Raw genomic sequence first — 12,467 nt, 5'->3', positions numbered from 1 at the left:
ATGATGAAACATAAACAGACCATGCTGGCCCTGTCCCTCGCCCTGGCCTTCACCAGTCAGGCCCAGGCGGCCGTCTCCGCCAGCGAAGCGGGCAAGCTGGGCACCAGCCTGACCCAGGTCGGCGCCGATGCCGCGGCCAACGCCGACGGCTCCATCCCCGCCTATACCGGCGGCCTGACCACGGCGCCCGCCGGCTTCAAGGCCGGTGACAGCATGCGCCCGGATCCTTATGCGGGCGACAAGCCGCAGCTGGTGATCGACGGCAAGAACGTGGCCAAGTACAAGGGTGAGCTGACCGCCACCACCGCCGAGTTGCTGAGCCGCTTCCCGGACTTCAGAGTCGATGTCTACCCGACTCACCGCAGCGTGGCGCTGCCCCAGGCGGTGCTGGACAACACCAGGCAGAACGCCCTGAACGCCAAGACCCTGGAAGGGGGCATGGCGGTGGATCAGGTGCTGCCGGGCATTCCCTTCCCGATCCCGCAGACCGGCGCCGAGGCGATGTGGAACTTCCTGCTGCGCTACCAGGGGGTGAACATCGCCACCAAATACGACTCCTGGAACGTCGATTCCGCCGGGGTAGCGGCGCTCTCCACCACGGGGCAGGCGTTCATCAACTACGCCATCTACGAGGACATGAAGAAGCCCATCGCGGCCAAGGACACCTACTACCAGATGAAGCTCTACTACACCGGGCCCGCCCGCCGTGCCGGTGAAGCCATCATGCTGCGCGATGCCGCCAACCCCCTTGAGCAGCCGCGCAAGGCCTGGCAGTACCTGCCGGGGCAGCGCCGGGTCAAGCTGGCACCGAACCTGGCCTACGATACCCCGAACCCGGGCACCTCGGGCGCCGGCACCTATGACGACGTCTTCGTCTTCAACGGCGCGCTGGACCGCTTCGATTGGAAGCTGGTGGGCAAGCAGGAGATGATAGTTCCCTACAACACCTACAAGCTGACCTATGAGCCCGATGCCCGGGCGCTGACCACCCCGAACTTCCTGTCGCCGGATCACGTGCGCTGGGAGAAGCACAGGGTCTGGGTGGTGGAGGGCAACCTCAAGGCCGGCGAGCGCCACATCTATGCCAAGCGTCGCTTCTATCTGGACGAAGACAGCTGGGTGGCCCTGGCCTCGGATCAGTACGACGCCCGTGGTCAGCTCTATCGCGGCTCCTTCGCCTTCCTGAGCCAGAGCTACGACAAGCAGACCCCGGATGCCACCCCCTTCATGATCTATGACCTGGTGGCGGGGACCTACAACATCAACGGCGTGGTGGGACCCCATGGCGGCATCAAGTACGGCGATTCGCTGTCCAAGGCGAAGTGGTCGCCGGAGTCCCTGGCGGGCGCGGGTATCCGCTAAGCGTTGATGATCTCCACTGACCCCCCTCCCGGCCTCCCCCTTCGAAAGGGGGAGGAGTGAAGTGCGCCCTCCCCTTGCCAAGGGGAGGGCCGGGGTGGGGTTGTTGCGACCATCCGATGGGTTTTGAAGACAAGGAAGTGGTATGGGTTCATTCAACAAGTTGGCGCCCTGGCTGTGCGGCGCCCTGCTGATGGCAGGGCCCGCGCAGAGCGCGGAGACGATCACGGCGGCGACGGCCTATGTGGACGTGCTGGACTTGCCGGCCAAGCCGAGCGCGCTGGCCAAGCAGAGCCCCTTGCTGGATCTGGCCCGTGCCGGCAGCCGGCTGGTGGCGGTGGGGCAGCGGGGTCACATCCTCTACTCCGACGACGAAGGCAAGGGTTGGCAGCAGGCCAGGGTGCCGGTGAGCTCGGATCTCAATGCCGTCGTCTTCCCCAGTCCCGAGCAGGGCTGGGCCGTGGGGGGGGACGGGGTCATCCTGCACAGCCAGGACGGTGGCGCCAGCTGGCAGAAACAGCTGGATGGCCGCCAGATAGGCGACCTGGTGCTGCAATACTACTCGGCCAAGGCCCAGTCCGAGCCGGACAACGAGCAGTGGGCCGCGTTGGTGGAAGAGGGCCAGCGCCTGGTGGAGGAGGGGGCCGACAAGCCCCTGCTCGACGTCTGGTTCCAAGACGACAGGGTTGGCTACGTGGTCGGGGTGTTCAACCTCATTCTGCGCACCCAGGATGGCGGTCAGCACTGGACGCCGATGCAGGATCGCACCGACAACCCGGATGGGCTGCATCTCAATGCCATCGCCCTGGCCGGGGAGAGCCTCTATCTCGTCGGCGAGCAGGGCTTGCTGCGCAAGTGGGATCCGGGGACGCAGCGCTTCGTCTCACTGCCAAGCCCCTATGACGGCAGCTTCTTCGGCCTCATCGGTCGGCCCGGCGAGCTGCTGGTCTATGGGCTGCGGGGCCATGCCTATCGCAGCACGGATGGCGGCCAGCACTGGGCGAGACTGGCCAGTCCGCTGCCCATCAGCCTCAGCACTGCTATGCAGGGGGCAGATGGCCAGTTCCGCCTCTTTACCCAGGCCGGCCATATGCTGCGGCAACGGGGCAACGAGCCGCTGACTCTGGAACCCCTGGCCGAGCCATCCCCGGTGGCGGGCGCCCTGCTGACGCCCCAGGGCACCCTGGCACTGGTGGGCAGCCGCGGTGTGCGCACCCTGGCGGTGAATTAAGGCGGTCACAAGTATTGCCAAATCAGGCCGTCACCGGATGACGGCCCAATAACGATAACGAGGATCCAGACATGGGCCATGTGAAGCAAGATGCGATGCCGGTGATCCGCGAGCTGGCGCAGTTCGACAGGCGCTCCGGCAACCTGCTGGAGCGGCTGGTGTTCAACCACAGAGCGCTGTTCATGCTAGTGATGACGCTGGCGACCCTGGTGTTTGGCTACATGGCGACGACTCGCCTGGCGTTGGCGCCCAGCTTCGAGAAGATGATCCCCCAGAGCCAGCCCTACATCAAAAACTTCCTGGAGAACCGCCAGTCCCTGCGTGGCTTCGGCAACTCGGTGCGGGTGGTGGTGGAGAACACCCAAGGGGACATCTTCGATCCCGGCTATCTTGGCGTGCTCAAGCGGGTCAATGACGAGCTGTTCCTCACCGAGGGGGTGGACCGCGCCTGGATGAAGTCCCTCTGGAGTCCGGCGGTGCGCTGGACCGAGGTGACCGAGGAGGGCTTCCAGGGCGGCCCCGTGATGCCGGACGCCTATCAGGGCAAGCCCGCCGACATCGAGCAGTTGCGCCAGAACATCAACCGGGCCGGTATCGTCGGCAGCCTGGTGGCGAGCGATTTTAAATCCACCATGCTGATCGTGCCCCTGCTTGACAAGGCATCGGCCACCGGCAAGCCCCTCAACTATCACGAGTTCTCCCAGCGCATCGAGAAGTTGCGCAGCCAGATCGAGTTCGACGGCAAGCCCCACAAGGCGGGAGAGGAGGGGACGGGTCAGTACAAGATCCGGGTCATCGGTTTTGCCAAGCTGGTCGGCGATCTCATCGATGGCCTCATTCAGGTGATCATGTTCTTCGCCCTGGCGGTGGCGACCTCGCTTCTCATCATCTTCCTCTACACCCGCTGCGTGCGCAGCACCCTGCTGGTGGTGGGTTGCTCGCTGATCGCCGTGGTGTGGCAGCTCGGCCTCGTCGCCTGGCTCGGCTACGCCATCGATCCCTATTCGGTGCTGGTGCCCTTCCTCATCTTCGCCATCGGGGTCTCCCACGCGGCCCAGAAGATGAACGGCATCATGCAGGACATCGCCCGCGGCACCCATCGCCTGATCGCCGCGCGCTACACCTTCCGCCGGCTGTTCCTGGCCGGAGTCACGGCGCTGCTCGCCGATGCGGTGGGCTTCGCGGTGCTGATGCTGATCGACATCCCGGTCATTCAGGATCTCGCCATCACCGCCAGCATCGGGGTGGCGGTGCTCATCTTCACCTCCCTGCTGTTGATGCCGGTGGCGCTCTCCTATGTGGGAGTGGGCCACAAGGCGGCCGAGCGGGCGCTGGCCATTGAAAATAACGCCGCCGCCAACCAGGGCTTCGGCAGGCTCTGGACGCTGCTGGACCGCTGCACCGAGCGCAAGTGGGCCACCTTTGTGGTGCTGCTGGGCCTGGCCATGGGGATCGGCGGCTACCTGGTCAGCCTGCACCTCAAGATTGGCGATCTGGACAGCGGCGCACCCGAGCTGCGCGCCGATTCGCGCTACAACAAGGACAACGGCTACATCACCAGCCACTATGCGCTCTCGAGCGATCTGTTCGCGGTGATGATCAAGACGGCGCCGGAGGGGTGTCTCAATTACCAGACCCTGATCCTGGCGGATCGCCTGGGCTGGGAGCTGCAGCAGCATCCCGGGGTGCAGGCCACCAGCTCCCTGGTCAATGCGGTGCGCCAGATCACCGCCGGCACCTATGAGGGCAACCCCAGGCTCGCCAGCATCCAGCGCAACCAGAACGTGTTGAACTACGCGGCCCAGCAGGCCTCGGTCAACAGCCCCGAGCTGTTCAACACCGACTGCTCCCTGATGCCGGTGATCGCCTACCTGAGGGATCACAAGGCCGAGACCCTGAGCGGCGTAGTGGCCATCGCCGAGCGGTTTGCCCGGGAGAACTCGTCGCCGGATCGCCAGTTCCTGCTGGCCGCGGGCTCGGCGGGCATCGAGGCGGCCACCAACCTGGTGGTGCACGAGGCGAACCGCACCATGCTGCTCTACGTCTACCTGGCGGTGACCGTCTTCTGCCTCATCACCTTCCGCAGCTGGCGGGCGACCGTGGTGGCCCTGGTGCCGCTGATGCTCACCTCTGTGCTGTGCGAGGCGCTGATGGTCTTCATGGGGATAGGCGTCAAGGTGGCGACCCTGCCGGTGATTGCGCTCGGGGTCGGCATCGGGGTGGACTACGCGCTCTACCTGCTGAGCGTGCAGTTGCACCATCAACGCCAGGGCATGTCGCTGGTGGAGTCCTATCGCCAGGCCGTGGCCTTCACCGGCCGGGTGGTGGGGCTGGTGGGCATCACCCTGGCCGCCGGCGTGGTGGGCTGGGTCTGGTCCCCCATCAAGTTCCAGGCCGACATGGGCATACTGCTCACCTTCATGTTCCTGTGGAACATGCTGGGGGCCCTGATAGGGGTGCCGGCACTCTCCTACTTCCTGCTGCGCGGCACCCAGCCCGCTCTGGCCGAAGCCGTTGAGAAGGCTGCTGCGCCCCGTGCGAGCGTCGACGCCTCCGCGCCCCAGGGGAGGATGAAGGCGGAACAGCTGCCGGCCGATGTCCGCTAGGGGCGGCAAGCCGAGATGTGAAGAGGGAGGCGACAAGCCTCCTTCTTCTTTTTTGGCGTGATCTGTTGAGGGGCCGGGTTGGATGGCAAAGGGATGCGGGAGTGTCGCGCTGCTGGCTTTCATGGCATCCCACTCGTTTCGCTGTCGATGGCGAGTGCCCCACATGATGGAAAGCGGAATGCAAAGAGGGAGGCCGCAGCCTCCCTCTTTAATTCAACGTCTGGCGAAGGAATGGGGTCTAGCCGTAGGCAAGGCTGGTGTGCGCGCTCTGGGTCACCTTGGGCACGCCCTTGTGGCGGGAGCGCCAGGTGGCGGGCGGCATGCCGAACTGGGCGTTGAACCAGCGGGTGAAGGAGCTCGGCATGGAGTAACCCAGCATGTCGGCGATGTGGCCCAGCGAATAGCCGGAGTTTTGCAGATAACGCATCACCAGATCCCGGCGCACGTCGTTGACCAGCTCGCTGAAGGTGGCACCGCTCTCCTCCAGATGGCGCTGCAGGGTGCGCACGTTCATGCCCAGGGTGCGGGCTATCTGCTCTATGGTGGCGCGCCCCATGGGCAGCAGCAGGTAGATGGCCTTGCGCACGTCAGTCATCAGGGATTGCTGGGTCTCCACCAGCAGGGTGTCGAGGTACTGGCGCGCATGGCGGGCCATGGCCTGGTTGGCCAGGGGGTTGGGGATGTCCAGATCCGCTGACTGACAGACGATGCCGTTGAACTCGCTGCCAAATTCCAGCTTGCAGCCGAACAGCCGCTTGTGGATGGAGAGATCCGCCGGCGCGTCATGGGTGAAGTTGACGCTGATGGGATGCCAGTTCGCCCCGACCCCGACCTGGGCCGCGCAGAAGCGATACATGACGCCGACAGCAAGCTCGGTGGCCTGGCGCGAGGGCATGGGGGCGTCGGTGATGATCTCCTCGCGAATGATCACCGCCTTGCCCGCCTCCTCGATGAAGATGGCCAGGGCGTTATTGAACAGATGGATGTATTGCACCATCACCTGCAAGCCCTCGCGCAGGTTGGGCTGATAGCTCAGCAGCAGGCTCACCTCGCCAAAGTCCGACAGCTGGCGATGCTCCGCCATGCGCAGCCCCAGGCTCTGGCAGTCGCCGGTGCGGGCGGTGAGCTCCAGCAAGTTGATGATGGTGGAAACCGGGATGCGCTGATTGGGCACATCCAGAATGGAGGCACTGAGGCCGGCTTGCGACAACAGGTGGGGGGTATTGAGGCCCAGTTGGCGGGCGACATCGAGGTAGTTGGTGAGGGTAGCGGCTCTGGCAAGAAGGGTCATGATGCAGTTCCCATGGCGACAGCTCATCTGCTGGTTGTTAACCGTTTTTTATCATTTTGCTTACATCGTGGGAAGGCTTATTAACCTATCTGTTAGTCGCAGATCCCAGGGGGTGAGCTCGCTCACAGTCCGCTTCCGATGGCATCCAGGCCCAGCGATCACCGCCTTGTCCGGCCGAGTCTCTGTCGCAAAAAGACAACTTCATGGCATCCAAGGTAAAGCAGCCGGGGGCCCGGCACCTTACTGTGGTCCCGATGTCATCCGGCCGTCGCCGGAGCGCCTGAACAGGGGAAGATACATGAAGGAATGTCAGCCCGAGGCCACCGTATTGATCGTGCCCGGCCTGCGTGAACACGTGGCGGATCACTGGCAGACCCTGCTCGCCGAGAGGCTTGACAAGGTGGTGACGGTGCCGCCGCTCGCCTCGGACAAGCTCAACTGCCAGGCCAGGGTCGAGGCCATCGAGTCGGCGATCGCCGCCATCGAGGGCCCGGTGATCCTGGTGGCCCACAGCGCCGGGGTGCTGATGGTGGCCCACTGGGCTGCCCAGTACGGCGCTGTCAGTCAGCACAGGATAAAGGGCGCCCTGCTGGTGACGCCACCGGATCTGGATGCCGACTGGCCCTCCCACTATCCCAGCAAGGAGGCCATGGCGGCCGGCGGTTGGCACCCCTTGCCCCGTATGACGCTGCCGTTCCCGAGTCTGGTAGTGCTGAGTCACAACGATCCCCTGGCGAGCCCTGCGGCGGTGCGTGCCCTGGCCGGGGAGTGGGGGAGCGAGCTGGTGGATGCCGGGGCGGTGGGACACCTCAATCCGGCGAGCGGATTTGGCCCCTGGCCAGAGGCCGAGGCCTTGCTCGGGCGTCTCGACGCCCGCTAACTCAGATGGTGAGGGGAGACGGCTCCCCTGCGCCCAAACACGAATCGGAAGGAGTCCGTATGGTGAAGACAAGGATCATACCGCCAGCCCAGGGAGCCCATGCTTATCCCTTGCTGATCAAGAGCCTGCTGTTGTCCGGGGGGCGCCATCACCCGGGCCGGGAGATCGTCTACGCAGACAGGCTGCGCTACGACTACCGCACCCTCAATCAGCGCATCCACCGCCTCGCCAACCTGTTGACCGCCTCGGGCATTGGACCGGGGGACACGGTGGCCCTGCTGGACTGGGACAGCCACCGCTCCCTCGAGTGCTTCTTCGCGGTACCCATGATAGGCGCCGTGCTGCACACGGTGAATGTGCGCCTGTCGCCGGAGCAGATCGCCTTCACCATGCACCACGCCGAGGATCACCTGGTGCTGGTTCATGACGACTTCCTGCCCATGATGGACTCCATTCAGGAGAAGCTGCCCACGGTGCGCGGTTACATCCGGCTGACCGATGGGGAGTCGCCCTCTACCGGTTTGCGCCTGCTCGGGGAGTACGAGACGCTGCTGGCCGGGGCGGACGACCAGTTCGACTTCCCCGACTTCGACGAATATTCGGTGGCGACCCTGTTCTACACCACGGGCACCACCGGGGATCCCAAAGGGGTCTACTTCAGTCACCGCCAGCTGGTGCTGCACACCCTCAACGAGCTGGGCACCCTGGCGGCCCATGCGGGCCAGTCGCTGCTTTGCTCCGACGACGTCTACATGCCCATCACACCCATGTTCCACGTCCATGCCTGGGGCGTCCCCTATGTGGCGACCATGCTGGGGGTGAAGCAGGTCTACCCGGGGCGCTACGAGCCGAACAAGCTGGTCAAGCTCTATCGCGACGAGGGGGTGAGCTTCTCCCACTGCGTGCCGACCATATTGCAGATGATCCTGGACTGCGAGGAGGCCAGGCAGACCTCGTTCGAGGGCTGGAAGATGCTGCTGGGGGGCAGTGCGCTGCCGCTCGGGCTGGCGACCCAGGCGAGCCAGAAGGGGATACGGGTGCACGCCGGCTACGGCATGTCGGAGACCTGCCCGCTGTTGTGCGTGGTGCACCTCGCTCCCGAGGAGCTGGCGCTGCCCATGGCGGAGCAACTGCCGCTGCGGATCAAGACCGGAAAGCCCATCGGCCTGGTGGACTTGCGCATCGTCGATACCGAGGGCAAGGATCTGCCCCACGACGGTGAGGCCATGGGGGAGATAGTGGTGCGCGCCCCCTGGCTGGCCCAGGGCTACCTGAAGGAGCCCGCCAAGGGGGCTGAGCTGTGGGATGGCGGCTGGCTGCACACCGGGGACGTGGCCTCCATCACCCCGGACGGCACGGTGGAGATCAAGGACCGCATCAAGGACGTGATCAAGACAGGTGGCGAGTGGATAAGCTCGCTGGCGCTGGAGAGCCTCATCAGCGCCCATTGCGGGGTGCATTCGGTGGCCGTAGTGGGGGTGCCGGACGAGCAGTGGGGGGAGCGCCCGTTGGCCCTGGTGGTCGGCAAGGAGGGGACGAACCTGGATCCCCAGGCCATCAAGGCGCACCTGCAGGGGTTCGTCGACAGTGGTCGCATCAATCGCTGGGCCATTCCGCGCCAGATCCGCATAGTGCAGGAGATCCCCAAGACCAGTGTCGGCAAGGTGAACAAGAAGCTGATCCGGGAGCGCGAGTGCCATCCGGCGGTGGAGAACTGAGGGCGCCGTCATAGATCCAGAGGACGGCCTCTCAGTCATCCCCACTGTCTGAGGGGCCTTGTTGGCCGGGCTGCCATGGCTTGACTACGATAACTGAGTTATCACACAAGAGGCGTGCGCCATGAACAGAACCCAGATTCATCTCGTTGATGAAGAGGTGGATTTTCCGTCCAGTGAACAGTTGGTTTCCACCACGGATCTTCAGGGGGTCATTACTTATGCCAATGACCACTTCTGCCGGGTGGCGGGATACAGCAGGGCAGAGATGATAGGCCAGCACCACAACATGGTTCGCCACCCGGACATGCCCAAGGCCGCCTTTGCTGACCTCTGGGGCAAGCTCAAGCAGGGCAAACCCTGGCGCGGCATGGTGAAAAACCGCTGCAAGGATGGGCGTTACTATTGGGTGGATGCCTATGTCACCCCCATCTTCGAGCAGGGGCGGATCAATGGCTACCAGTCGGTCCGCAGTCGCGCCGCGCCGGAGATGAAAGCCGTGGCCGGGCGCACCTATGCCAGATTGAAGAGCGTGGAGCGGGGGGAGCGAAAGGGCGGATTGAGCCTGCGCCCGATGCGCCACGGGCTGGCCATCGTCGGTGTCTTGCTGATGCTGGCGGGGGGAGCCTATCTGATGGGGCCCTGGGGGCCGCTGTTCACCCTGTTGCCCCTCTTGTGGCTGGCCCTGATCTATCGTGACACCCTCATCACTACCCCCCGTTATCTGCGACAGCTCGCGGACGAATATGACAGCCTGACCCGGCTCATCTATTCGGGGGAGGATGCCAGTGCCATTGCAGACTTCCACATCAAGCTGTTGCAGGCCAGGATCCGCACCGTCCTTGGACGAGTGGACGATGCGACCCTCTCCCTGCAGGATCTCGCGGTGCATCTGAAAACAGCCTCCAGCGAGGCGAGCGCCGACATCGCCGAACAGGATGTCCAGACCCAGCAGGTGGCGACGGCCATCACCGAGATGGCGGCGACAGCCCACGAGATTGCCCGCAATATCCTGGAGACGGACAACCAGATAGCTCAGGCCAAGGCGCACTGCCAACACACCGACCAGCAGTTGGAAGATACCCAGCACAGGGTGACGGAGCTGGCCACCCAGGCAGAGCATGCCTTCACGGCCGCCGTGGCACTGGCGGAGGAGTCGGATCGCATCGGTGTGCTGATGAGCGAGATCCAGGGCATTGCGGATCAGACCAATCTGCTGGCGCTCAACGCCGCCATCGAGGCGGCGCGGGCAGGGGAGCAGGGGCGAGGATTTGCGGTGGTGGCGGACGAGGTACGAACCCTCTCCACGCGCACCCACAAGGCGACCGAGCAGATCCAGAGCAGCATAGGCCAGATCCAGCGTACCCTGAACGGCTGGAAGGGAATGATGCAGCAGAACCTGCAACAGACCCAATCCTGCGTGACCCTGACCCGCCAGGGATCAGAGAGCCTGCATCAGGTGCTGGCGGAAATAGAACGGGTGGTGGACCTCTCGGCCCAGATCTCGACGGCGGCAGAGGAGCAGCAGGCGGTAGTGGAGGACATCAGCCGCAACGTCAACGCCATCTCCCAGCACTCCCACACCAACAGCAACAAGATGCAGGACATGGACGCCTCGAGCGACATCCTGCTCACCAAGGCTCGCCAGCTCAAATCCCTGGGGCAGACCTTCGGGTAAGAGCGGTCAGACTCATGCAATGCAGGAAGGCCACCCCTGGGGTGGCCTTCTTGTTTATTGGTTTCATGGGGGTATCGGCTCTGTGTGCCGGGAGATGAGCCAGTCAGCCGGACTGCTCCGCCAGCGTAATGACGCGGCCACCTTTGTCACAATACATGGCCCTGTCGGCCTGGATGAGCCACTGCTCCGGGCTCCAGTCATGCTGGTAGTGGCTGACGCCGATGCTGATGCCCACCTGCATCGGCTGGTCATTGACCACGAAGGGGGCCTGCATGGCCTGGCGGATCACGGCGGTGACCTCCTCTGCCTGACGGATATCGTAGCCAGGCAGCAGCAGGATGAACTCGTCCCCCGCCAAGCGGGCAAAATAGCACTGGTGGCCGATGGCGTCGTGGATCCGTCGGGCCAGCTGGCAGAGGATGGCATCCCCCTGGCTGTGGCCGAAGTTGTCGTTGATGCGCTTGAAGTCATTGAGATCGCAAAACAGCAGGCAGCCCGGATTGTCGCTTTGCACCTGGTGTTTCAACTGCTCCATCAGGCTCAGGCGATTGGGCAGTCCGGTAAGGGGATCGAGGCGGGCCAGTTGCAGTATCTCCTGCTCTCGCTGTTTGCGCAGGGCCACTTCCTGGTTGAGCCGCTTGTTGCTCATCAGAAGATAGAGGGAGAGCAGCAGGATGAGACCACCAACACCCAGGCTTAGCAGGAACCATGGACGCCAGAAGATCCACTGTTCTGAGGGAACCTGATAGAGGAAACGGGTCAGGGAGACCGGTTTGGCAAGGAGGCCTATCTCCACCAGCTGCTGCATGATGTGAGCGAAGCGATCCGGATTCATATACCCGATCTCCACATAGAGCGGCTGGATCATCTCCTTGCTCATCTGCAACTCGTATTCCATGTGGGCCTGGCTGCGGTTGACGCCATACTCCGTGCGCAGCAGGGCGATGGCTTCCTCGGGGTGGGTGAGGGCATAGCGCCATCCCTTGAGGCTGGCTGCACGAAAACGTGCCACCCGCTCCGGATTGAGCCGCTCCTGTGCCTGGGTGGTGAAGAGAATGTCGCTGTAGAAATCGATGCCGTAGTTGCGAGGGTTGATGACGGACACCGAGATGCCGCGCTCTTCCAGATAGAAGGGCTCATTGCTCAGATAGGCGTTGAAGATGTCTATCCGGCCGGCGATCAGATCGTCGATGTTGACCGAAGTGGGTACCGGGATGAGCTGGCGCTCGTGAAGCCCCTGATAGTAGAGGGTGGCCAGCAGTTCGGCATCCTGATGACCCGGAAACATCATGATCCGTTTGCCACGCATGTCCGCAACGGTGAGAATGCCGCTGTCGCGGCGTGCCAGGAAGATGGAGGGAGAGTGCTGGTAGACGCTGGCCAGCGCCAGCAGCGGCTTGCCCTGGGCGTAGTGGGTCAGCACCTCGGTGTTGCCGACGCCAAAGTCGGCGCGTCCGGCCAGCACCTCCTGAACCGGACTTATTCCCTTGCCACCTGGCCTTATCTCGACATCCAGACCAGCGTCGGCGTAATACCCCTTGGCCTTGGCCATGTGATAGCCCACAAACTGGGGCTGATGCAGCCAGCGCAACTGCAATACCACCTTCTCCGGCAGATCACGTGTCCGTTCACTGGCCTGGAGGGGCGAGAAGCAAGTGATGCCAAGCAACAACAGCCAAAACAGGCATTTTTTCATTCGTGCGATTC

The 12,467-nt window shown here is 63.8% G+C and carries 8 protein-coding genes; 6 read left to right on the top strand and 2 right to left on the bottom strand.

Going from position 1 to position 12,467, the window contains the following annotated elements; genetic code table 11:
* The 3 genes from AB5Y68_RS15930 (at position 1) to AB5Y68_RS15920 (ending at position 5,196) form a co-directional block, all read left to right on the top strand.
* Positions 1-1,362 (top strand): DUF1329 domain-containing protein, encoded by a 1,362-nt coding sequence (locus AB5Y68_RS15930; protein WP_231959455.1) that lies wholly within the window; start codon positions 1-3, stop codon positions 1,360-1,362.
* A gap of 142 nt (positions 1,363-1,504) precedes the next feature.
* A complete protein-coding gene (locus AB5Y68_RS15925; protein ID WP_039038782.1) occupies positions 1,505-2,590 on the top strand; it encodes a YCF48-related protein in 1,086 nt (361 codons plus the stop codon).
* Positions 2,591-2,661: 71 nt separating this feature from the next.
* Positions 2,662-5,196: an RND family transporter gene (locus AB5Y68_RS15920; protein ID WP_080769866.1), complete on the top strand. Its 2,535-nt coding sequence runs from the start codon at positions 2,662-2,664 to the stop codon at positions 5,194-5,196.
* 238 nt (positions 5,197-5,434) lie between these two features.
* Here the strand turns inward: AB5Y68_RS15920 and AB5Y68_RS15915 are convergent, their stop codons facing one another.
* The gene (locus AB5Y68_RS15915; protein WP_042882909.1) at positions 5,435-6,487 is read right to left on the bottom strand and encodes an AraC family transcriptional regulator; all 1,053 of its coding nucleotides are present in this window, start codon (positions 6,485-6,487) and stop codon (positions 5,435-5,437) included.
* A 298-nt stretch (positions 6,488-6,785) separates the two neighbouring features.
* Here AB5Y68_RS15915 and AB5Y68_RS15910 point away from each other — a divergent pair, with 298 nt between their 5' ends.
* The 3 genes from AB5Y68_RS15910 (at position 6,786) to AB5Y68_RS15900 (ending at position 10,760) form a co-directional block, all read left to right on the top strand.
* Complete coding sequence (locus AB5Y68_RS15910; RefSeq protein WP_039038781.1) at positions 6,786-7,367, top strand: alpha/beta hydrolase; 582 nt, start codon at positions 6,786-6,788, stop codon at positions 7,365-7,367.
* Positions 7,368-7,426: 59 nt separating this feature from the next.
* Positions 7,427-9,085, top strand: a complete 1,659-nt coding sequence (locus tag AB5Y68_RS15905; protein ID WP_039038780.1) for a fatty acid--CoA ligase — start codon at positions 7,427-7,429, stop codon at positions 9,083-9,085.
* A gap of 121 nt (positions 9,086-9,206) precedes the next feature.
* Positions 9,207-10,760, top strand: a complete 1,554-nt coding sequence (locus AB5Y68_RS15900) for a PAS domain-containing methyl-accepting chemotaxis protein (RefSeq protein WP_039038779.1) — start codon at positions 9,207-9,209, stop codon at positions 10,758-10,760.
* A 103-nt stretch (positions 10,761-10,863) separates the two neighbouring features.
* Here the strand turns inward: AB5Y68_RS15900 and AB5Y68_RS15895 are convergent, their stop codons facing one another.
* Complete coding sequence (locus AB5Y68_RS15895; RefSeq protein WP_039038778.1) at positions 10,864-12,456, bottom strand: GGDEF domain-containing protein; 1,593 nt, start codon at positions 12,454-12,456, stop codon at positions 10,864-10,866.
* Positions 12,457-12,467 lie beyond the last annotated feature (11 nt).

It is taken from the genome of Aeromonas sp. R6-1 (assembly GCF_040908165.1).
GTDB lineage: Bacteria > Pseudomonadota > Gammaproteobacteria > Enterobacterales > Aeromonadaceae > Aeromonas > Aeromonas caviae.
Note: the sequence above shows the minus strand (reverse complement) of the source record. Positions and strands in the feature narration are given on the sequence as shown.

Bases quoted from the DNA above. Each gene is read 5' to 3' on its own strand.
- AB5Y68_RS15930 (WP_231959455.1), top strand. From the start codon at position 1: ATGATGAAACATAAACAGACCATGCTGGCCCTGTCCCTCGCCCTGGCC.
- AB5Y68_RS15925 (WP_039038782.1), top strand. From the start codon at position 1,505: ATGGGTTCATTCAACAAGTTGGCGCCCTGGCTGTGCGGCGCCCTGCTG.
- AB5Y68_RS15920 (WP_080769866.1), top strand. From the start codon at position 2,662: ATGGGCCATGTGAAGCAAGATGCGATGCCGGTGATCCGCGAGCTGGCG.
- AB5Y68_RS15915 (WP_042882909.1), bottom strand. From the start codon at position 6,487: ATGACCCTTCTTGCCAGAGCCGCTACCCTCACCAACTACCTCGATGTC.
- AB5Y68_RS15910 (WP_039038781.1), top strand. From the start codon at position 6,786: ATGAAGGAATGTCAGCCCGAGGCCACCGTATTGATCGTGCCCGGCCTG.
- AB5Y68_RS15905 (WP_039038780.1), top strand. From the start codon at position 7,427: ATGGTGAAGACAAGGATCATACCGCCAGCCCAGGGAGCCCATGCTTAT.
- AB5Y68_RS15900 (WP_039038779.1), top strand. From the start codon at position 9,207: ATGAACAGAACCCAGATTCATCTCGTTGATGAAGAGGTGGATTTTCCG.
- AB5Y68_RS15895 (WP_039038778.1), bottom strand. From the start codon at position 12,456: ATGAAAAAATGCCTGTTTTGGCTGTTGTTGCTTGGCATCACTTGCTTC.